The organism is Sporosarcina sp. FSL K6-1508 (assembly GCF_038007465.1).
Lineage (GTDB): Bacteria > Bacillota > Bacilli > Bacillales_A > Planococcaceae > Sporosarcina > Sporosarcina psychrophila_B.
This window is the reverse complement of sequence record NZ_JBBOXF010000001.1, coordinates 63,127-86,380: the sequence shown is the minus strand read 5'-3', so window position 1 is coordinate 86,380 and position 23,254 is coordinate 63,127. Positions and strand designations below refer to the sequence as shown.

At 39.7% G+C, this 23,254-nt stretch carries 18 protein-coding genes; 15 read left to right on the top strand and 3 right to left on the bottom strand.

Features of this window, described 5'->3' with window-relative positions:
• The first annotated feature begins 16 nt into the window (after positions 1-16).
• The 10 genes from MKZ11_RS00355 (at position 17) to MKZ11_RS00310 (ending at position 13,959) form a co-directional block, all read left to right on the top strand.
• Positions 17-1,783, top strand: coding sequence for a polysaccharide deacetylase family protein (locus MKZ11_RS00355; protein WP_340792096.1), 1,767 nt, complete (start codon positions 17-19; stop codon positions 1,781-1,783).
• A 28-nt stretch (positions 1,784-1,811) separates the two neighbouring features.
• Positions 1,812-2,870 (top strand): glycosyl hydrolase family 18 protein, encoded by a 1,059-nt coding sequence (locus MKZ11_RS00350; protein ID WP_340792095.1) that lies wholly within the window; start codon positions 1,812-1,814, stop codon positions 2,868-2,870.
• Between the two features lie 29 nt (positions 2,871-2,899).
• Entirely contained in the window at positions 2,900-3,124 is a 225-nt protein-coding gene (locus MKZ11_RS00345; protein WP_340792094.1) for a helix-turn-helix transcriptional regulator, read from the top strand.
• A gap of 52 nt (positions 3,125-3,176) precedes the next feature.
• Positions 3,177-4,910: a polysaccharide deacetylase family protein gene (locus MKZ11_RS00340; RefSeq protein ID WP_340796869.1), complete on the top strand. Its 1,734-nt coding sequence runs from the start codon at positions 3,177-3,179 to the stop codon at positions 4,908-4,910.
• Positions 4,911-4,915: 5 nt separating this feature from the next.
• Positions 4,916-6,172, top strand: coding sequence for a glycosyltransferase family 2 protein (locus tag MKZ11_RS00335; RefSeq protein WP_340792093.1), 1,257 nt, complete (start codon positions 4,916-4,918; stop codon positions 6,170-6,172).
• A gap of 85 nt (positions 6,173-6,257) precedes the next feature.
• Positions 6,258-6,455 carry a hypothetical protein gene (locus MKZ11_RS00330; protein ID WP_340792092.1) on the top strand — a complete coding sequence of 66 codons (198 nt, stop codon included), beginning with the start codon at positions 6,258-6,260 and terminating at the stop codon, positions 6,453-6,455.
• Positions 6,452-7,543, top strand: a complete 1,092-nt coding sequence (locus MKZ11_RS00325; protein WP_340792091.1) for a glycosyl hydrolase — start codon at positions 6,452-6,454, stop codon at positions 7,541-7,543. The genes MKZ11_RS00330 and MKZ11_RS00325 overlap by 4 nt, the downstream gene beginning before the upstream one ends.
• A 229-nt stretch (positions 7,544-7,772) precedes the next feature.
• Entirely contained in the window at positions 7,773-10,358 is a 2,586-nt protein-coding gene (locus tag MKZ11_RS00320; RefSeq protein ID WP_340792090.1) for a LuxR C-terminal-related transcriptional regulator, read from the top strand.
• A gap of 53 nt (positions 10,359-10,411) precedes the next feature.
• Positions 10,412-12,958, top strand: a complete 2,547-nt coding sequence (locus tag MKZ11_RS00315; protein ID WP_340792089.1) for a LuxR C-terminal-related transcriptional regulator — start codon at positions 10,412-10,414, stop codon at positions 12,956-12,958.
• Positions 12,959-13,323: 365 nt separating this feature from the next.
• Positions 13,324-13,959, top strand: coding sequence for a GDSL-type esterase/lipase family protein (locus MKZ11_RS00310; protein WP_340792088.1), 636 nt, complete (start codon positions 13,324-13,326; stop codon positions 13,957-13,959).
• 120 nt (positions 13,960-14,079) lie between these two features.
• Here the strand turns inward: MKZ11_RS00310 and MKZ11_RS00305 are convergent, their stop codons facing one another.
• The 3 genes from MKZ11_RS00305 to MKZ11_RS00295 all read right to left on the bottom strand — a co-directional run bounded on the left by MKZ11_RS00305 (position 14,080) and on the right by MKZ11_RS00295 (position 17,077).
• Positions 14,080-15,138, bottom strand: coding sequence for an acyltransferase family protein (locus tag MKZ11_RS00305; RefSeq protein ID WP_340792087.1), 1,059 nt, complete (start codon positions 15,136-15,138; stop codon positions 14,080-14,082).
• 268 nt (positions 15,139-15,406) lie between these two features.
• On the bottom strand, positions 15,407-16,435 hold the full coding sequence (locus tag MKZ11_RS00300) for an NADP-dependent oxidoreductase (protein ID WP_340792086.1): 1,029 nt from the start codon (positions 16,433-16,435) through the stop codon (positions 15,407-15,409).
• Between the two features lie 186 nt (positions 16,436-16,621).
• Entirely contained in the window at positions 16,622-17,077 is a 456-nt protein-coding gene (locus MKZ11_RS00295; RefSeq protein WP_340796868.1) for an S-ribosylhomocysteine lyase, read from the bottom strand.
• Between the two features lie 205 nt (positions 17,078-17,282).
• Between MKZ11_RS00295 and MKZ11_RS00290 the strand changes: the two genes are divergently transcribed.
• From MKZ11_RS00290 to MKZ11_RS00270, 5 genes are all read left to right on the top strand, one after another.
• Positions 17,283-18,626, top strand: a complete 1,344-nt coding sequence (locus MKZ11_RS00290; protein WP_340792085.1) for a Na+/H+ antiporter NhaC family protein — start codon at positions 17,283-17,285, stop codon at positions 18,624-18,626.
• 393 nt (positions 18,627-19,019) lie between these two features.
• Positions 19,020-20,042: a LacI family DNA-binding transcriptional regulator gene (locus MKZ11_RS00285; protein ID WP_340792084.1), complete on the top strand. Its 1,023-nt coding sequence runs from the start codon at positions 19,020-19,022 to the stop codon at positions 20,040-20,042.
• A gap of 105 nt (positions 20,043-20,147) precedes the next feature.
• Positions 20,148-21,299 (top strand): Gfo/Idh/MocA family protein, encoded by a 1,152-nt coding sequence (locus MKZ11_RS00280; RefSeq protein WP_340792083.1) that lies wholly within the window; start codon positions 20,148-20,150, stop codon positions 21,297-21,299.
• A gap of 28 nt (positions 21,300-21,327) precedes the next feature.
• The gene (locus MKZ11_RS00275) at positions 21,328-22,350 is read left to right on the top strand and encodes an ABC transporter permease (protein WP_445326962.1); all 1,023 of its coding nucleotides are present in this window, start codon (positions 21,328-21,330) and stop codon (positions 22,348-22,350) included.
• A gap of 12 nt (positions 22,351-22,362) precedes the next feature.
• Positions 22,363-23,241 (top strand): carbohydrate ABC transporter permease, encoded by an 879-nt coding sequence (locus tag MKZ11_RS00270; protein WP_340792082.1) that lies wholly within the window; start codon positions 22,363-22,365, stop codon positions 23,239-23,241.
• The last annotated feature ends 13 nt before the right edge of the window (positions 23,242-23,254 follow it).

Below are 23,254 nucleotides of genomic sequence, written 5' to 3'. Positions count from 1 at the left end.
ATTGGAGGTGATATAGATGTTCAGGAAAAAAGATAATCTAGTCCTTAATCATAAGAAGAAGGATCGTTGGAAAATAGGGAAAGTATGTATTCAATTTTCGATTATTCTCATTGTCGGTGTATTGGTTATGGGCAATTTTGTGGACATAAAAAAATACGATGAGCCGGATAGGGCACATTGGAACAATACGAATGGTTTTATTGCATTGTCATATTTTGGTGTTGATCGTCAAGGTACTTCCAAACTGATTGCTAAAAAGGAATTGGATAAGCAGCTGAAAGCATTAGTTGACCAAGGGTATGAAACCATTTCACAACAAGATATTCTTAATTTTTATGAACGTGGGAAGCCTTTACCGAAAAAAGCCCTATTCCTATCCTTTGAAGATGGACGTAATGATTCCAGCATATTTACACATCCGCTTCTTAAAAAATATAATTACAAAGCAACTTTCCTATCCTATGCCAATAAGATGGGCATCAGTGATCATAAGTTTCTGCAGCCTAAAGATTTGTTACAGATGAAAAAAGGCGGTTACTGGGAAATGGGCAGCAATGGAAATCGCCTCACTTATATTAATATTTTTGATAGAGATGGAAATTACATTGGCGTAAGGGATGAAAATGAATTGTCGAGTAAAGAAGAAATTGAATTTTATAATCATTATTCGATGGACTTCATAAGGGATCATAATATGATTCCGCTGGAAAATAAAGAAGAAATGGAAACGCGTATAAAAGAAGATTATCAATTAATGAAAGATATTTATGAGGAACAACTTGGATTTGTCCCAGATGTGTATATGATCATGCATGCGAATGCTCTCTACGGGGCGGCAAATGAGTTGGTTTCAGACGTCAACGATCAGGAAATCCAGCAAACATTTGCGATGCATTTTAATTTAGAGGGAAATGCTTATAACGAGCAAGGCGCTGGCTTGTATAACTTGACGAGAATTCAGCCGGCCACCTATTGGTCCACCAACCATTTATTGATGAAAATACAAAAAGATACGAAAGAAAAGATGGAATTTATAATTGGTGATGAAAATCGTGCGTCTCATTGGCAGCAACTGAGCGGAGCATCGGAGTTTAATGACAATCGAATCGTCCTGACTTCCGAACCTGCAAAAGAAGGGAAGTTGTATTTATCAAATAGCGAGCATTATCAAGATGTAAAAATAGTATCCTCGCTATCCGGAAATGTGGTGGGGAAGCAAGCTATCTATCTCCGATATGACCAAGTGCGGAACTCTTATTTGCGCATTGCACTTGAGAACAATAAGATTCTTGTTGAAGAAAAGCGACCTGGACAGGCGAATCATTTACTTGGCACATACAAATTAGATGCAATTGTAAGGAGAACGGAAGATTTGGCGTTTGACCAAGCGACAGTCTATACAAAAGCGCAAATAACAGCAGTAGATCGCCCCTCTAAAGACAACTATCCAATTGCCAGTAAAGCAACGAGGCAGGTCGAAATCTCTGTTCAAGACGATAAACTTAATGTCTGGCTTGATAACGAATTATTGGTTGCAGATCAGAATGTCAGTGATGAGATAGCAATGGGCGGTATAGCACTTGAGTCGGCTTACCATCAACAAAATATGAAAGATGACATCTACGATGGGGTATTCGATAACGTAATTGTCACATCCGTTGAGAATCAACGCAATGAAGAAGTGGTCTTGTTTAGCAACTCAGCGGATGGTTTTCAAAAGGTATTTGGCATGATAAAAGCCTCTATCAATTTAACTGGAAATTGGGTGATTGATAAGTTTTGAAAATGGGCTGAAAGGAGGGTGTTTCAGAGTGGCGAAGAAAAAAGTGCTAACTTATCGCAGTTTACTCGTTATAGGTATCGCTGTTTCACTCGCTGGTATCTGGGGTTGTGTGAACAAGGAAAAGGAATATAATGGAAATGAATTGGAATTGTCAACGTGGATTACGGATTGGCAGTGGGGGTCTGGTCTTGATGACTTTAAGCAGCTGACGCAAGGACTAACTAGTATACAAGTTTTTGCAACTTACTTTTCTAGTACGGATCAACTGTTTTACAGTACTGACAACTTGGAAGCAATTCCAGAGATTATGGAAGTCTCTGCGGAAAATAGCGTTATGAATGTCGATTTGACAATTGTAAACGACCGATTTGAAGAGAATGGGACAGTGACTCAAAAAGATGCCCTACTACTCACGAGATTGATGGCAACGCCCGAAAGTCGTCTTGCACATATCGCTGATATTATCGAGACGGTTTCCAAGTTCGATTTCCAGGGTGTAGAAATTGACTACGAGAATATCAATTCTGAAGACTGGGAATCTGTCTGTGCTTTTTATGAGGAGCTATATCTGTCGCTAGAAAAGATGGGGAAAACACTTCGAATCATCTTAGAACCTAGAACGCCAATTGAACAATTGCGTTTACCTGAAGGGCCTACTTATGTAATGATGGCCTATAATATTTACGGGATGCATTCAGGACCCGGTCCAAAAGCAAATGCTACATTTATTAAAGAGGTTACACAGAAAATGGATAATTTGCCTGGTGAATCAATCATTGCCTTCGCAACGGGAGGGTTTGATTGGGCTGACACGGGTGAAGTTGGTGCTGTAACGGAGAAAGAAGCAGTAACGCGTTCTAAGAAGAGTTCGAATTCACCAATCCGTGATGAGGCAAGCGGCAGTGTCTATTTCGAGTACTTAGATGAAAATAATCAAAGGCATATCGTTTGGTATGCAGATGACATTACGTTAGCTAAGTGGATTGAAATTGCGAATCAGTCTGGTTATTTTAAAATCGCACTATGGAGGATGGGCGGATTTGAGAAAGAAACAATAGAGTATATAAATCAATTGAAAAGAAATTAATGAACTTATGGGAAGGAGAGAGAGTATCATTGCTAGCAAATAATATTAAAAAACTTCGTAAAATCAAGCGTATTAAGCAAACGGATATGGCTAAACAGATTGGAATTGGACGCACGGCTTTATCGAAAATCGAAAATGGTGCTTACTTCCCGAGTGCCAACACAATGAAGAAAATATCGGACTTTTTAAATGAACCATTAGGGGATATTTTTTTTAATACGAATGTGTTGGAAAACAACACAGAAGATGACTGAAATTGTCTATTTTTAAAGTGGAAATTATAGGAGAGGAGTGGATGATGCATTGATGAAAACATGGGAAATGAACAAAACTTTATTTAGATTACTGGTGTTCATCACTTTCTGCACGTTAATTTCGTTTTCAGCAGCAATACTAGCTGCCACGCAGGAGCCTAAAGTATTGGTGATTTACACATCAGAAGGTGATGAAATCAATGAATACACCCGGAATTTAGATATGTTAATCGGTCACTTTACGACAGACATCACTGTCAAAAGAAGTGATGCAATAAAGAAAAAAGATCTTCAAGGAGTCACCCATTTAATTTACTATGGGCATGTTGCCGAGAAGCTCCCGGCTTCCTATCATGAATTATTTGATGACTTTACCGGATACTTTGTCGCCTTTGGTTATAATTCCGAACATCTAGGTGATGCGTTTTCATTTATCAACCCATTGCATGAAGTGAAGATTGATCAATTGTTTCAAGTGAATAATACAGCCAAGAAACAGTCGATAACTGCAGAGTATGCAATTGACATTGAGGTAGCTAAAGGAAGCGAAGTTTTAATGCAAGGCAAGATGACCAATGAAGCGAAATCCTATCCGATTGCGGTGAAAAATAACAATAAATATTATTTTGCTTTGGATGATTTATCATCTCCGAAGTTAGTGATAATCGGGGAACTATTTCATGAAGTTTTTCAATCAGATCACGAAGCCACACATCCCGCGTACATCCGACTTGAAGATATTCATCCATTAGTCGATCCTCAAAATATGAAGGAAATCACGGACATTCTGAAGGAGAAAAACATTCCTTTTATGATGGCTATCATTCCTATGTATACAAATCCTGAAACGGGAAAAAAGTATAACTTTTCAGATTCACCGAAATTATTGAAGGTGTTGAAAGAGGCACAGAAAAATGGAGGAAGTATTGTTCTGCATGGCTATACGCATCAATATCGAGAGAGTGAAACGGGGGAAGGCTTTGAATTTTGGGATGTGAAAAGCAATACACCCATCTACGCAGATGTAGGAGAAAAATTCGTTTTAAAAACAGAGAGTGAATTTGCGACGCTAGCTCAGTATGAGCAGTATATGAAAAAATTGGTTGCTTTTGAAAGCGATTATATCCGATTAAAAGTAACGAAAGGCATTCAAGAATTAACGAACTTTGGCTTGTATCCTTTAGCTTTCGAAGCTCCGCATTATACCATGTCGCAAAATGGATACAAGATTTTATCAGAACACTTTTCCACTTACGTTGGTCAGGTCCAGTTAAGTGATAAGGATTGGGAAATCATGGGCTCGACTCCATATATGACGCATCCCTCTTTTCTAAATGGCATGCAGTTACTACCGGAAACGATGGGCTACATACAACCTGAATATACCAAAGCGTTACAAAAAATGATGGATCAAGCTGCAAATTATCAACTCACAAAAGACGGAATGCTAAGTGCTTTTTATCATCCTTATTTAGGTGTAGAACGATTTAAAGAATTAATCGCAGAAATGGAGAAATTGCCGGGAATTTCATGGATTGATTTAAAGCAAATGGATGTGTGGGTAAAGGCAGAGAATGTAGATATTCACACAGCTGATGGAGTGACCATTACGAATGTCAGCCGCAGTGGATTGTTGTTATCATCTATTGATTTTTCCGCGTATCATTTTCAACGTTTTATTGAAGTCATCGTTTGGATAATAGCTGTTGTCGGCGGTATGGCCGTCATAATGTTTATTGGATTTACCGTGTTTATGTCAACTAGAAAAGTAAAAGTGGAGGGATAATCTAATTGATAAATCTACTGTTATATCTGTCACTATTTTTAATCTGGACAATGTTGTTCTACCATGCCTTTCTTATGGTAGGAGGGTATTTTCATTCATTAAAGTATAAGCAGTTTGAAAAAGGATTGTTGAAAGAGGTAGAGGATTTACCGACAGTCAGTATTCTGATTCCGGCACATAATGAAGAAGTTGTAATTGAGAATACCCTAAAATCAATGATCCGGCTTAATTATCCGAAAGATAAATTGGAAGTCATCGTCATTAATGATAACTCGAGCGATCGCACAGGGGTCATTGTTGAGGAGTATGCAAGACAATTTTCTTTTATCCAAGTAGTGAATACCAAGCCGCCGAATGCAGGTAAAGGGAAATCGGGAGCACTCAATCAAGGGTTAAAACGGTCGACAGGTGAAATAATTGCCGTATACGATGCGGACAACATGCCTGAACCTGATGCGATTTACTATCTCGCGCTGGGCTTACAAAAAGATGAAAAGGCAGGAGCGATTGTCGGTAAATTCCGAGTGGTCAATGCGAATAAGAATGTACTAACAAGGTTAATCAATATCGAAACATTAACTTTTCAGTGGTTGGCACAAGCTGGACGTTGGTTCTGGTTTAAGATGACTACAATTCCTGGAACGAATTTCGCAATAAGAAGATCGATTCTTGAGAAATTAAATGGCTGGGATGAAAAGGCACTATCTGAGGATACGGAGTTAAGCATGAGAGTTTACGATTTGGGATATTACATCCGTTTTTTTCCTTCAGCGATTACGTGGGAACAGGAACCGGAAAATTTGCGCGTATGGTGGAGGCAAAGAACAAGGTGGGCAAGAGGTAATCTATATGTTATTTTCAAATACTTGTTTAAGCTGCACAAATTAAAAAATAAAAAAGTATTTATTGACCTATTTTATTTCTTGTTTACGTACTTATTATTTTTTGGAGGGGTTTTGCTTTCACATGCTATCTTTGTTGTAAACCTATTTTATGATTTGGAACTGAAAATAGGAGTTGTATCGTATGTGCTGTTAATTGTTGGCTTTCTCCTTTTTGTGACAGAGGTCTGCTTGGCATTGAGTCTGGAAAAAAAGCAGTTGACAATGAAAAACTTTTTGACGGTGTTATTCATGTACTTCACGTATTCCCAATTGTGGATTTTCCTCGTTGTGTATTCATCAATTTTGGAAATTAAGCGTTTAGTGTTTAAACAAGAAGTGAAATGGTATAAAACAAAGCGATTTCAGCAAGCATCTTAGTACGGAATCCACGTGGAGTCTTTCGCTAGTTAACGTTTCATTTTGATGAGATAAGTCATTGATAAGAAGAAAAGGAGTCAGTAAAATGTTGAAAATTATGCAGATCTTTGGGATGAAACCAGAAGAAATAAATGTATCAACCATTTTGGGAACTAGGGACGTCGACTGGGAGGGTGCTGATTCGGCACAAGAAGTTATCGAATTAATCAATCCTGACGGACTACTCCAAAAAGCTTCTGAAAGATGTGGTCGAATAAATTTAGATATAGGTCTTTCAAAATGAGATACAGGTATTTCCTTATTGCAGGCCTCATTTTGTGTAGTGGGTTTTTCTCTATACTTTATGAGAAAAAAGTGAAAAAGTCGGATGCATTCACCACGGAAGCATTTATTGAAAAATGGTTAACAAATGATAACGGAACGCTCGCAACATATATGAAGGCGGGGGACGAGGAGGATAGTGATCTCGTAAAAGGAAGAGAAGCATTATCTGAGTCATTAGGAATATGGATGCACTATGCCCTCTTAAAGGAAGATGAAGTACAATTTGAACATGCTTATCAGCAACTTACTAATTACTTTCTCGAAAACGATGGCTTTGTCCGTTGGAAATTGACTGAGGCGGGTGAGAATAAGGTTTTTGCAAATGCCCTTGTTGATGATTTGCGAATATGCGGTGCTTTGTTCGACGCGAGTGAAAAGTGGAATGAACCACGCTATGAAAAAGCCGCCGTCCGAATTAGTAGCTACTTGACTGCATTCAATCAAAGTGAAAGTAGCTTAACCGATTATTATGTCAAGGATGAAGGGACCAGCCAATATATCACATTATCCTATATCGAACCGGATTCGTTGGCAAAGCTTAATCAAAGAGGATTGATCGATAAAGCCATCTATGAGAAAATGCTTGCCATACTGAAAAATGCCCCACTAGATGGTTTCTATTATCCGAAAGCATATGATGTAGAGAAAGACGTGTATCTTTTCGATTCAGAAATTAACATGGTGGACCAATCACTGGTGGCATTATATCGTGGAAAGAAAAGGTATTCAACGACAGCATTTTTGGATTTTATCAAGGAAGAAATAGAACTGCATGGAGCTATCTATGGACGATATGATCGGTTTTCTGGGGGAAAGCTGGTAGATTATGAATCACCTGCAGTCTATGGCTGGTTGATCTTATACAGCTTAGAACTACATGAGTTGGAATTGGCCCAAAAGTTATATAGTAGGATGAGTCAATTCAAATTACGGGGCTCAAAATATACGGGGGGGTATGCAGTTTATAATGATGATACGCATATTTTTGACAATTTAGTTCCTCTATTAGCAGAACGAGAATTGGATAATCTAAATCTATTGAGATAAAGAACATACTAGTGGGTAATTATCTAACTTGACTAAACACCAAATCCTCTTGAGTTTTTTAAAAACTTTAGGGGGTTTTTATAGTTGACGTAATTCAATGTATGGAAAGATAATGGCATACCATTTTCACTACTAAAAATGAAAAAACTGTAAAATTAACCTGAAATTAAAGGAGAATGCAAATAGAATGTAGAAGTATTGATGCATATAGAAAAGGCGAAAAGGGGCTATGACTGTGCAAATGACGAGTTTGAATTCTAAAACAGCAATTCCACGTGTTGCTGCAGAAGCTGTGGAGCGTGAGCGATTGGCCGATTTACTTCGATATGCCGGTTCCAATAGATTAACGATTGTACGTGCGCCGGCAGGTTATGGTAAGACAACCATACTTAGTCAATGGTTTGGTCAATCCTATGAGCCAGTTGCTTGGCTATCCGTCGATGCCATTGATAATGATCCCATACGCTTTTGGAAATACGTCATCTATACCGTTTCTGAAACATTTATGAGTGAAACGGATACAACACAATTTCCCTTATCTAATAGTCACTCCCCAATCGAATTATTGATAGACTCATTTTTGAATGAAATTGGCTCCATTCCAGGAATACTGCGTATTGTTATTGAGGATTATCATTTAATTGACAACCAATCGATTCATGATATGCTGGACCGGTTTATCACCTATTTACCAAGCAATGTACGGGTGTATATGACTAGCCGAACCAAATTGCCGCTCCCAATTGCCAAGTGGCGTGTTAAAGGTTGGATTACAGAAATTGGCATGGAGCAGCTACGCTTCACTTATGAGGAAGTGGAACGTTTCTATACTAAACGAGGGCTTATGCTCAGGGATGTTGCAACGGTTCAACAAGTATTGGATACGACAGAGGGATGGGCGGCTGGCATTCAATTGACGAGCCTTTCGGGGAGCATGACTGTAGCGGATGGATGGAATAGTGACCTGGTTTCCAGTGCACATCCGTTTTTAATTGAGTTTCTCGCTCAGGAAATCCTCGCATCGCTTCCCCTATCTACACAAGACTTTCTTATCCGCACTTCGCTAGTGAATCAACTTGAACCAGGAATTTGTAATACTCTCACAAATCGAACGGATAGTGAAAATGTCTTGCTTGAGCTTGAGAGAAGTGGTCTATTCATCACGCGTCTTCATGCGAGTGAGCCCATTTTTCGTTACCATCATTTATTTGCGGATGCTTTGCAAATAGAAATGAAAAACCACTATTCAGATCAAGAAATTTCGTTGAATTATAAGAAAACAGCCATTCTTTTGCGGGAGCAAGGCGATTTTATTTCCGCGATTGAACTTGCTCTAACGGGGAAATTGTATGAAGTTGCAGATAGATGGATTACAGCTCATATTCTCGAAGTCTTTTTATCAGGCCAAACAACGACATTCATGCGGTGGGTGCAACAATTGCGAGATGCGGATTATCCGGTGAATGTAGAGACGCTAATCATGAACGTCATTACATTTACAAACATATATGCAATAGAAGAAGCCAAACAACTCATAGAGGAGTTGGAGTGCAGACAAGTGCATGAACAATGGAAACAAAAAGATGACTATCAAGGCATGGCCTATATTTTAGAGACAGTAAAAGCATTTGTTTTGATTGCAAATTGTGAGGATATTGAACGTGCAATAGGTATTATCCTAAGTCAAATGAAAATCGGCCGGGTAATTTCTAGGTGGGACGATATTCCGATGCAATATAATCAGTTCGAACCACAAACGCTTCGGACGAGCCTCGGTTCGAAGGGTAAACTATGGGCTGTGAAAGAAGTCCTGCCTTTTCTTGACCTATTTCGGGAAAGCGAATTCAATGAGCAAAATATGACGGGTTTTAGCTATGCGGTTCAGGCAGAGGCTTTATACGAAAAAGATTGTGTATATGAAGCATCGATTGTATTGGAAGAGGCCTTACGATACGGTCATCGCTTTAAAGATCCTAGTCTAATCGTCCCGATGTACTTGCTGAAGGGAAGAATTTACGCTACAAAAGGACAATTTATTGAGGCGCATGCCTTATTGGATTATGCAATAGATACTGTAAAGGAAAGCTATTGGATTAGTACATTACGCACGATGAAAGCGTACTGCTATTTACTCGAAGGGGATTCATTGCGAGCAGAACTGGAACTCTATCAATCAACTGCAATACATAATCAAAGAGTTGAATCAGGTCAAGAGTTTTGGTTGTTAATACAGACACGTATTTTATTGGCTAAAGCGCAGTCAAAAGAAGCACTGGAAGTTGTTGGACGAGTGAAAGAAAAAGCATTGCTAGAACGGCAAATATCTACAATCGTAGAGGCTGGGGTACTTGAGGCAATGTGCCAACTGGATTTATCCGACAAAGAAGCAGCATTGACAGCGTTGCATGAAGCTTTAAAAGAAGGAGCGCCATACGGGTATGTAAGGACATTCCTTAATGAAATACGCGTTTTACCTTTACTGAAAGAGTATGTAAAGCTACGGCAACAGGGGATTCATGCGGAGTGGGATTCCGTTCCGATCAATTATGTGGAACGATTGACGGCGGAGGAAGTGGGTGATAGCGTCCAGAACCCCTTGCTAGAGATGCTTACACCGCGAGAGCGGGATGTATTGCAATTATTGGTAAGAGGAGCTTCAAATAGTGAGATTGCCAGTCAATTGTTTTTATCAGAAGGAACTGTGCGTGTCTATTTATCGAAAGTATATAGTAAACTAGGCGTCGATTCACGAACAAAAGCGGTTTTGCTGGCGAATAAATGGGAATGGCCGGATCGTTCAAAAGTCATCAAATGATAGGATACTAAAAAGCGCTTGCCAGAGATGATATTGAGAAGGAGGTGAAAATCTTGCAAGGGGTTTTGCTTACGTCAAAAATAACGTTACCCATGAATACGGGGAAGATAGTGGAAAGAGAGCGGTTAACACAACTTTTGCAACGGGGAAGTCGGTCGAAACTTCTGTTTGTTCGCGCTCCGGCGGGTTATGGAAAGACGACTATGCTCAGTCAATGGGCAATACAACATGAGGGACCCATTGCATGGTTCACCGTTGATGTGACAGATAATGACCCCCTTCGTTTTTGGGAGTACGTAGCGTATACAGTGTTTGCTAGTTTTCGGTGTTCAACAGCCTCGAGCATACTGTCTAGGTTCCATACTCAGTCTTCTTTTTCCTCCGAGAAGTTAATAGACTCCTTATTGAATGAAATCAGTTTGTTGCCAGGAAACATCCAGATTATCATTGATGACTATCATTTAATTGAGAATGCGAATATACATGCGATGATGGAGCAGTTTATGAATTATTTACCGAGCAATACGAAAGTATGTCTATCAAGTCGGATGGATTTGCCATTGCCCTTTGCAAAATGGCGTGAGAAATCTTGGCTCTCGGAAATCGGAATTGAGCAGCTTCGCCTCACTTATGAAGAAGGAAAGGAATTCTACGAACAGCAGAATATAGTTTTTGATCATGCACATCATTTGCAAACTGTAGTAGATGTGACAGAAGGGTGGGCGGCAGGCCTGCAATTGGCGGGTCTCTCGTTGGCAAGCGATTCTGAAAGGGATGGGGACTTTTCGCAATTTGACGGCCGTCATCCTTTTGTGGCGGAGTTTCTGATGAAGGAAGTATTTGAAACTCTTTCTCCATCCAGCCATTTTTTCCTCCTCTGTACGTCAATACTGGATCAATTAACGCCTGAAATCTGTGATAAACTTACACGTCGTTCGGATAGTCATGAAAGATTACATGAGCTAGAAAAAAAGGGTTTATTCATCATCCGCTTGCACGAAAAAGAACCCATATTCCGCTACCATAATTTATTGACCAAAACATTGCGAAGTGAGCTGAAAAATCGGTATGCGGATGATTTTATTGTATTGATGAACGAAAAGGCAGCTCTAATTCTTTACGAAAAAGGCGATTTCATTTGCGCAATCGAACATGCTTTTAACGGTCACATGTACGGACGTGCGGAAGAATGGATTATGGCCAATATCATCGACGTTCTAACTGCTGAACGTTTCACAGTGTTTGTTCGTTGGATCAGAACGTTGCTGGATAATTATTATGATGTGAATCCGCAAATGAAGGTGATGTATGCATTTGCATTGGCAGCTTTACACAACTTGGAAGGAGCGGATCGAATCCTTATTGACTTGGAGTCCCAAGACAAAATGGATCAATGGATGGGGAAAGCAGAGTATTCAGGAGCTGTTTACGATTTTCTTGGCGTCAAAGCTTATCTCATTATTTTGAGAACAGGAGATATGGGACAAGCTTTGAAGTTAATTAAACAAAGGCTGGATTCGATTAAACCCGAAGATTCAGTATGGGATGCAATCGCAACCCAGTATAACCAGACGGAGTCGTCGCTTTTCCGTACAACTATTTGTTCCAAAGGGAAGCTACTTCCGGATGAAAATGAAATGTTTTACTTTAATGGATTTCGTACGGACGCGTTTGAAAATTTCAATATGGCAGGATACAGTTGTGGAATTCGCGCTGAAAAACTATATGAATGGAATCGTTTGGAGGAAGCATCTGAGGAACAAAAGAAGGCGATGTCCTTTAGGAATCGGTTTCAAGATCCCGGTCTTTTTATTCCGATGGCCTTTTTAGAAAGCCGAATTCATGCCTTGAAAAAGAATTTTCTGGAAGCCCATACTGCGTTGGATAATGAACTGGAGAAAGTGAATGCACAACATTGGAAAGATGCATTGTATATTATGAAGGCATTGTTTTTCTTGCGGGAGAATAAAGTGGTTCAAGCAGAAAATGAACTTGCCAAAACTAGGATGAAAAACAACAGAGGCTTGGCGCTGGAGAACCCGTTTCGTTCTCTAGTGGACGCTCGCATTTTATTGGAAAAGGGGCAGCCGGAAGACGCATTGCAGTTGATCATCCGTGTGAAAATGCAAGCGTTGGAGGAAGAGCAGGTTACAACTATCATTGAATCAGCGGTGCTCGAAGCGCTTTGTTATTCAATGTTATCGAATGAAGCCGAAGCATTGTATGCCTTGCATGAAGCGATCGTACGAGGAGAACCATATGGCTATTTGCGGACGTTTATCGATGAACCGACAATTATCCCTTTATTGAAGCGATATTTGAAATCACATCGACAAGGTTTACTTGGACAACGGGATACCGTTTCTCTTTCTTATGTCGAACACTTGCTAAGTGAAAGCAGAGGAAAGAATAATGTTCTTGATTTACTCACGCCACGCGAGCAAGAGGTGATTCAATTGCTGGCAAGCGGTGCTTCTAACCGTGACATTGCGAAACAACTTTTTTTAAAAGAAGGAACGGTGCGTGTCTATTTAACTTCCATCTATGAAAAACTTAATGTGAATTCCAGGACACAAGCAATTTTGCTGCTAAGTGAATAACCGCGGGCTTTTCCGTTTATAAACCATTGCCGTTCCAGCATCGTTCAATCAACCGCAAGCCTTTTATGATAAGAAGGTAAGCGGTTTTTGTGTTGAAAAAATGTGACAAAGTCAAATGGGGTGACAGTCACCACTACAATTCAAAAAAACTTAGAAGAAGAGCCTGTCTTCGGAGGAAATTGAACTCGGAATGTTAGATGGAAAAAACATGACTTGTTGAAAATGTGGGTATAGATATATTGTAATACGTTCGATCTATAAGAAAATCAGTTGAAGAATAGGAAGTGCAAGGTTTGAAAAAGGTTAAGTCATTGTTATTTATATCTTTATTTTTAAATCTCCTGTTGATTGGAGGGGGAAGTATTGTGGTGCATAAAATAGGCGGCATTGATTTTATTAAAAAACAAATGCAACCGACACCTTCTGGAAAAGGAACTTCGGATTATTATTATACGAAAAAAAGTATCTTCGAAAAATCTGACGTGAAAGATGTACATAAAATATTCATTGGAGACAGTATTACAGATTACGGAGAGTTTCAGGAATACTTCCCTGACGAGGTTGTATTAAATAGAGGAATCAGAAACGACGTTTCAAAAGGAGTAGTGAATCGAATCAAGGAAGTGGTTGGACGGAATTCAAAAGAGGCATACCTCATGATTGGCGTAAACGATATTCGCTACTCTACCGATAGGAAGAACTTGGAAAAACACATTACTGCGATTGTGAAATCTTTTGAAGGTGAAAACAGTAAACTCTTTATACAATCCATCCTTCCAGTAAACAACAAGTTATTTGGTAATGAGGTATCGAATGAAAAAGTAAATCAATTTAACGAAGTGTTGCAACGGATCGCTGAAGAAAACGGAATTGAATACATTGATTTGCATTCCAGTTTTGTGAATAAAAATGGACAGTTGGATGAGACATTCACAATTGACGGTCTTCACTTAAATGGGGAAGGGTACAAGGTTTGGATGGACGTTCTTAGACGGAAATGATTGTGGGGTGACAGTCACCACTACAATTCGGAAACAATTCTGAAAGTTAGTTGTGACTGGCTCCATTTTTCGGAAAACCTATAAAAAAGCTGAACTCCCTGTCACGGAGTTCAGCTTTTTCTAATTTATTGCTGGAGTAGTAGTGGTTTTTTTCGGTGAGAATCCACCAAGAAAAAGTTTCCCGTTTGGTACCATTTTTTGAATGATAATAGAAACAATGATGGGAATGACTAATCCGAATGCTGTGAATCCAATAATGCCATATGTGAAATAATCATTTAACAAAATATCCGTGAAAATATGCAAGTACATAATGGAGAGTGAGTGTTTCTCTACATTTTGTAGCCAGTTAAGCGACATTCGGGAAGTGATGAATTGAAATCCGCCTACCAATACGAGTGTGAATGACAGTGGGATGACCAAATCTAGAATGAAATGATCGTAACGTAAAAATTTCATGCTTAATCGATAGTCAATTACATTCCAGCTATCAAGAAAGACCATTGTTACACTGACAACCATTCCTGTAATCATCCAGCGTTTCGTGACATTCTGCCAAATATCCTTCATGTAATAACCGAGCGCAAAATAGACGACTGCCATGAGTGCAACATCGATGTTCCAAACCATCGGGATCGCTTGCGAAGCTTCAGAAGGCTTTCCGCCAATTACATGCATTGCAATGATGCTTTCAAAGTGGGCGATTATATAAAAAATCGCCAGAATCACGAACTGTTTCGTACGGCTGAAGTACTTTGTTAGCCATAAGAAGAACAAATATGTAAAGAATAATGTTGTCACAAACCAGAAGACGCCATAAGCACCACGTACAAAACGACCGCCCACGGCAAGTGTCCACAAATCATTTAGATACCACGATAAATCTATATTGCCTGAACCGATTTCTATGCCATAGCGGATCAGCGTAATACTTACCAAGAAAAATAGATAGGGAACAATCAGTTGCATAAAACGTTTGTGAATCGAAATTTTTAGTAAGCCTTTTTCTACTACGGGCTTAAAAAACAAACCACTCAAAATAAAAAATGCCGGCATATGAAACCAATAGATATACTTCGAAAGAGGAAAATCCAGTTGTTCCGGATAATGTCCAATGACTACAAGAATCATTAAAAATCCTTTCGTGACATCCACCCAGGATAAACGTTTCTTATTCATAAACTACTCCTCCAGAAAAATGACCTTTTTCCAGTGTATACCCCTATCTTCGGTTTTTATAGCAATGTAACAGTATTGACTCGAGAATGAAAGAAAGCTGGAAGTATTTGTAGTGGTGCCTGTCACCACTACAACTTGGACACAATTCGGAATGTTTATTAGTCACAAAGAAAATCAGCCATGTAGGAGAATGGCTGATTTTTTCATTTTTATTCTGGGGTGGGAATTATCATTAGTATATCTTTCTAATGCCTAATAACATTAACCTTTATAGCTTCGCGTGTTCAGGATTAGCAACCCTTACAAGTTGTTTACCAAGGTTCGTTCCTTTAAATAAACCAATAAATGCTTCGGGGATATTTTCAAAACCTTCCACAATTGTTTCTTCGTATTTCAATTTGCCTTGTTGTAGCCATTTACCTAAGTCCACAGCTCCGACACTAAAGTTAGCAGCATAATCGCCAAGTGTGAAGCCTTTCATCATGGCGCTTGTCTTGATCATGGCTGATTGGATACGGGGGCCTGAATCTTTTCCTTCGGCATTGTAGGATGAAATTGCTCCGCATAATGGAATTCGGGCATTTCTGTTTAACAGTGTGAAAACGGCATCTGAAACGTCGCCGCCGACATTATCAAAATACACATCTACTCCGTTAGGCACAGCATTTTTAAGGTCTTCCCTGAAACTTTCTTTTTTATAGTTAACAGCTGCGTCAAAGCCAAGCTCGTTTAGTAAGTAGTCGATTTTTTCATCTGAGCCAGCAATGCCTACTACTTTGGCACCTTTGATTTTTGCGATTTGTCCAACTGCAGAACCAACAGCCCCGGCAGCCCCGGAAACGACGACCGTTTCACCAGCTTGCGGTTTTCCGATGTCCAGCAGTCCAAAATAGGCTGTTAAGCCAGGCATACCGAGAATTCCTAAATGAGTGGAAATAGGCGCTAATTTGGGATCGATTTTCCGGATTTCTTGCTCACTGGCTATAGTATATTCAGCCCAGTTGAGATTCCCAACGACCACATCACCTTGTTTGAAGGCGTCTGATTGAGATTCAACGACTTCGGCGACGACACCCCCAACAATGACCTTATTTAATTCAAATGGAGCAATATATGATTTTGTGTCCTGCATTCTTCCGCGCATGTATGGATCAACGGATAAATACAGTGTCCGTACTAAAACTTCGTTCTTTTTTGGTGTGGGAACTAGACTCTCTACAAAGTTGAAATCTTCTTTTGAAGGCATTCCTTTTGGCCGGTTAGCCAGGTGAATTTCCTGTTGTTTTACTTGTGTCATAATGGCCCTCCTCTTTGTTTGCCGAATTAGGCGGCATGACATAAGCGTAACACTCATGATGTATAGGGAGCAAAGAATCCAGACTAAAGAGGTTGCCTGCAAATTCAGCTTTGGGGCAACCTCTTTTGTTATTTTTGGTACTAAACTATGAAGTGAAAATCAATAATGGACGTAATTTATTTGCGCTTAAGCGCGGAACGGGTCATCACTTAATCCTGCTTCAAGAACCAACTTTGCATATTCCTGTGCAGCAAATAGTGAATGATCTCTATAGTTTCCACATTCAAGTGCAGACACAGCGGGAACGTGTTCAGTAGTTACTACTTTCTCAAGCACTGTCGTTAAAGCAGCGGCAACTTCTTTGGGTTCATGTTCATCCCAGATGATCATGTAAAATCCTGTTCTGCATCCCATTGGTGAGATATCGACAATTCCCGTCAGCTCGTCTCGCAAATACGTCGCAAGTAAATGCTCTAGTGTATGAACGGCTGAAGTAGGCAGTGCATCTTCGTTCGGTTGCAAAAACCGTAAGTCATATTTTTGTACAGTGCTTCCTTTCTCGTGTTGTTCCGTACCAGCTAAGCGTACATAAGGAGCTTTTACTTTTGTATGATCCAATAAAAAACTTTCAACCACTGCCATTTCAATCATCCTCTCAGGTTTGTCATCTAACCTATCACATTTCAACTAGTAATGTAAACCAATTTATAAGTAAATTCTGAAAACTGTTAATAACCTCGTTAACACTGATAAGAAAGCAGGATACGATAGTGTTTGGTAATTCATATAGAAATACTATGTTTTCAGTAAGTTCTGGGATTTTGTCAGACTACTAGGAGGAATATTTATGCCGAATCTTAAAGTGAAAAAGGGGAACCCCTTTGCGCTTTTTCCATTACTTGTTTTTGTGTTGCTATTTATCGGCACAGGAATTATTACAAAAGACTTTTCAAATATGCCATTGAATGTAGCGATACTAATTGCTGCCGCTATTGCTTTGATGATGAATAGAAAAGAAAAGTTGTCCAGTAAAGTGGAGACTTTTACGAAAGGCGCAGGCCATCCGAATATTATTTTAATGGCTGTCATTTTTATTTTAGCTGGCGCATTTTCTGCAGTTGCTAGAGGAATGGGGGCCGTTGAATCCACAGTTAACCTTGGCTTATCTCTATTACCTACGAATTTATTGATGGTTGGATTATTCGTTATCGGTTGTTTTATTTCGATTTCAATGGGGACGTCAATGGGGACCGTTGTTGCCTTGGCGCCAATCGGAATAGGGATTGCGAGTCAAACAGGTATCCCGCTGGCATTGGCAATGGCGACAGTAATCGGCGGTGCAATGTTTGGTGATAACTTGTCGATGATCTCGGATACGACGATTGCGGCGGTTAGGACACAAAATATAAAAATGAAAGACAAGTTTAAAGTGAACTTTTTGATCGTATTACCCGGAGCAATTGTCACAGCGATTGTTTTAGGCATAATCACACGAGGTAATGTAGCTAGTTTGGGTGGGGACTATCCGTATGAGTTGTTTAAAATACTCCCTTATATCGCAGTATTTGTAGCGGCGTTATTAGGTGCACATGTGCTGGTCGTTTTGCTTGGTGGAACGCTGTTTGCCGGAATTATCGGTATGATTGACGGGTCTTATAGTTTCGGCGGTTTTTTGCAACTAGTTGCTGAAGGAATCATTAGTATGGAGGATTTGGCGATCATTGCTATCTTAATCGGTGGCGTCGTTGAAATCATCAAATATAATGGGGGTATTGATTATCTTTTATATGTCATTACAAGCAAAATTAAATCGAAAAAAGGGGCTGATTTTGGGATTGCCGGTTTAGTTAGTATGGCTAATATCGCTACCGCGAATAATACGATATCGATTATCATTACAGGGCCTTTAGCAAAAAGTATCGCTGATGAATATGAGATTGACCCAAGGAAGTCGGCTAGTTTACTTGATATGTTCGCAAGTAGCTGGCAGGGGATTTTGCCGTATGGAGGGCAAATGCTTGCAGCCGCTGGATTAGCAGCAATATCACCGGTTAGTATTATTCCTTATTCATTTTATCCCGTATTAATCGGAATTTGCGGAGTTGTTGCCATTTTGATCGGCTATCCGAAATTTCGTCAGACAGACAAGTCGGTGGAGAAAATTGTGGTATCACCTATAGAAGATAAATAATTTAAGTACTTATTGGGAAATAAAATTACAAATGCATGAAGAAAACAAGGTTTAATGGTTGTCTGAATAGTGTCTGAATTGACTGGGTGACTGTCACCCAGTCAATTCAGGCACTTTTACTATGTAGTATGCTGTCATGAGCTGCAATAAATAGAGGACAGTTATTAGTTAATAGACTATTTGAAAAATACGTTGACACTCAGAACAATAGACTATATATTATTTGTAGTAACAAATTTCCAACTATATTGAAGTATCTCACTTATTTTTTATTTATAGTTGTACCTACAACCCGTTGACGTCTGGCGTAATTTACTATTGTACTAAACTGCATGGAAGTTTGTAGTACAATAATGTAAAAGAAAACGGTTGCAGAAGAAAGAGGTACATAAAATGGTGAGATTAAAAGATATTGCAATGCATGTTGGTGTATCAGTTACGACAGTTTCCCGTGTTATTAAAAATGACTCTACTCGAAATGTGAATCCCGAAACAAAGAAAAAAGTTTGGCAGGCAGTAAAAGACTTAGGGTATACACCGAATGAGTATGCACGGCATCTTGTCGCTTCTTCAAGGCAACAAAAGAAGCGCACAAAGAAAATCGCATGGCTTGCAAGTCCACGTCTTGCAGAAGATAACCCGTACTTTTCCAAAATCTATTCGGGGATTAGTGAAACGTTGAATAGTGCAGGTTATACGCTGCTACTATTAACGAGCGAGGATTTGGAAGATGAGGCACTTTTCCATCAGATGATTCGGGAAAAGGAAGTTGAGGGGATATTGCTAATTGATAAAGTCGATGAACAAGTTCTTCTTGAGATTAAGGAGTTAATTCCTGTTGTGGGCGTTGATTTTAATTACAGTGATCATGCGATATCTACAGTGGATTATGACCGGGAAGATGCAGCGTATAAAGCTGTAGAACATCTTGTGTCAAAAGGACATCATCGTATCGGGTTCATGGGCGGTGAGATAGGCGCTACAATGGCAAGTGAAAAACGTTTTAAAGGGTTTAAAAAGGCAATGAACGAATTCGGGTTACCTATTGAAGAGGGTTGGATTATTAATACAGGTTGGTGTTTGGAACAAAGTTATAAGTCGGCAATGGATTTATTGAGTCAGCCACTTAATAAGCGTCCAACTGCTCTTCTATGCGCAGGAGATTTATTAGCGATAGCGGCGATGCGAGCTGCACACGAACTCGGGCTTTCTATACCTAATGATATCGGATTCATCGGGATTGATAATAACGAAATGGCTCAATATGTTCATCCTTCGTTGTCGACAATATCCATACCGCAATATGAGATGGGTGTAATTGCAGCGAAAACGCTAATGAACCAAATTGAAGATAATCCAAATATTGACTTAAAAACATTATTGCCATTTAAATTAGTCGTTCGTCAATCAACCTAAAAATAGGTAGTAATCTTTAGTATGGCTTTAAGGAAAACGTTTTCCCGGAATTGGGGAATAAATACCCAAGGTGAAAGAAAACTTCAAAATAGATGGGGTGAAGAGATGAAGAAAGTAAGAATGGGAATTATCGGAGCGGGTTTACGAGGTGGACTTGCACACTATTGGCATAAGCCAGAAGGGGAATCTGAGGTTGTTGCAATTGCCGATATTTCTAATGAACGCATTGCCAAGTTCCAAGAGAAATACGACACACCATTATTTCAAACAAATGACTACAAAGAACTGTTGAAGCGTGTTGATATCGATGCGGTTGCAGTATTGTCACCGGATTATCTACATGAGGAACATGTTATCGCTGCTCTTGAGGCAGGTAAACATGTCTATTCTGAAAAACCACTCGCCATTACGGTTGAAGGGTGCGACCGGATTATTGAAACGTGGCAAAAATCAGGCAAGCATCTGATGGTTGGTTTCAATATGCGCTATATGAGCATGTACCAAACGATGAAAGAACTCATTGACTCCGGTGCTATTGGTGAATTGAAAACGATTTGGGTTCGTCACTTCGTCGGCTTTGGGGGCTATTTCTACTACCACGATTGGCACGGGAAATCAGAAAATACAACCTCTCTTCTTTTACAGAAAGGTTCACATGACCTTGATGTGATCCACTGGATTTCAGGCAAGTATGCGACAAAAGTATCTGCATTCGGAAGCCTTGATTACTATGGTGGGGATAAGCCAAACGACTTAACATGTCCTGAGTGTGAGCTAAAGAATACGTGTCCTGAGTATGTCGCTCATACATTCACGCAATGTGCATTCCGAGAAGAAATCGATGTGGAAGACAATAACATGCTTATTATGGAGCTAGAGGGCGGGATTAAGGCATCTTATCTTCAATGTCATTTCACGCCAGACTATAACCGTAACTATACATTCATTGGAACAGAAGGTCGTATAGAGAACGATGATGTCAACGGGAAAATATACTTGAAAACGCGTAAAACGAACACGTGGAAAGAGCTAAGTGACGTTACATACGAAATGAAACCCGAAGATGGTAGTCATGGTGGGGCAGATCCGAAAATCACGCAAGATTTTATTGACTTGATCCTTCATGATAAACAACCCCTTACTACGCCTTTCGCAGGAAGAATGAGTGTAGCAGTTGGGTGTGCAGCAACAGAGTCAATACGCGCAGGCGGTAAAGTCGTCAGGGTTTCACAAGAATCTAGCATCGTACACAGCTGAGTGTGTTTGGAGGAAAAGGGGTCTGATCATGACGAATATTAGTGAGAGGGTAGGAACTGCAGAAGAGACTGGGGTAAATGAGAAAAAGAAGATGTTTAAAGGTCCTCAAGGTAGTCAGGGGCAGCAAAGCGCGGGGAAAAGAAAGAAGGGGATTGGGTGGAAAAAAGAGTTTCGGAAAAACTGGGAACTCTATGCATTACTAACACCCGTCATTCTATACTTTCTTGTGTTTCATTACTTTCCGCTCTACGGTTTGCAAATTGCGTTTAAAGATTTCATCGCGACAAAAGGGATTTTGGGGAGCCCTTGGGTAGGATTTAAGCACTTTGAGCGATTCTTTGATAGTTACTATTTTTGGAGACTCATCAAAAACACAGTCGGGATTGGTATTTTCACTTTAGTAGTTTCATTCCCAGTTCCGATTATATTGGCGCTTTTATTAAATGAAGTAAAAGGTTTGCGTTATAAAAAATTCGTACAGACCGTTATCTACGCGCCGCATTTCCTTTCAACAGTTGTTGTTGTGGGAATGATGCTCTTATTCTTGAAAACAGATGGATTAGTCAATCAGGTAGTTCGCCTTTTTGGTGGGACACCAATTGACTTTATAACAGAGCCAGCTTGGTTTAAAAGTTTGTATGTGCTATCAGACGTCTGGCAAACGATGGGGTGGAGTTCAATTATTTACATTGCTGCATTAGCGGCAGTGGATCCTTCTCAACACGAAGCGGCCATGATTGATGGGGCATCGCGGTTCCAACGGATTATTCATATTAATATCCCGGCGATCATGCCAACAATCGTCATTCTTTTCATTTTGAATGCAGGGTCTGTAATGGCTGTTGGGTTTGAAAAAGTCTACTTAATGCAGAATACGTTGAATATGGTGTCATCCGATGTCATCTCGACATTTGTGTATCGAAGCGGAATCTTGGAAGCGCAATATAGCTTTTCCGCGGCTGTAGGGCTGTTCAACTCGCTCATTAATTTCTTCATGCTTATAATGGTCAATCAAATTGCGAAAAAAGTGAATGAGACAAGTCTATGGTAGGGGGTGGGGGCAGTGAGAGAAACCAAAGCAGATCGTACGTTTACAATATTTAACTATGTGTTCCTTACCATTGTTGCCTTACTCGTCATCTATCCATTGGTTTTTGTAGTCAGTGCATCTCTGAGTAACCCGCAATATGTGGTGTCAGGTGAGATGTGGTTATGGCCGAAAGAATTTACGCTTGAGGCCTATGAAAAGGTCTTCAAAAACAAGGATATTATAAATGGGTTTGTCAACACGTTGAAGTATACAGTATTTGGAACGATTTTGAATGTTATCATGACGATTCTAGCAGCGTACCCATTGTCACGCAGAGATTTAAAGGGGCGCGGCGTTATTATGGCCTTCATCATCTTTACAATATTTTTCAGTGGGGGCCTTGTTCCGACCTATCTACTGATTCGTGATCTTGGGATGCTAGATACGTTTTGGGTCATGATTATTCCAAATGCCGTTGCGGTTTGGAATATCATCATTATGAGGACATTCTTCCAAGCCATTCCTCATGAGTTAGAGGAGTCAGCCAAGATGGATGGCAGCGGGAATTTTAGAATTCTATGGAGTATTGTTTTACCACTATCATTTCCGGTTATTGCCGTCATGGTACTGTTCTATTCAGTTGGTCATTGGAATTCATACTTCCAGGCCTTGATTTATTTACAGGATCAAGATAAGTTTCCACTTCAATTGATTCTCAGACAAATTCTGATTCAAGGTCAGACCGACGATATGATTCAAGCAACGTCGGAAAGTTTTTTAGCGCAACAGCTCAGTGTTGAGGGATTGAAATATGCAGTATTGATTGTTGCCAATTTACCAATGCTCATGCTCTATCCATTTTTACAAAGGTACTTCGTGAAAGGCGTTATGATAGGTTCACTAAAAGGCTGATAAGGGGGAGAAT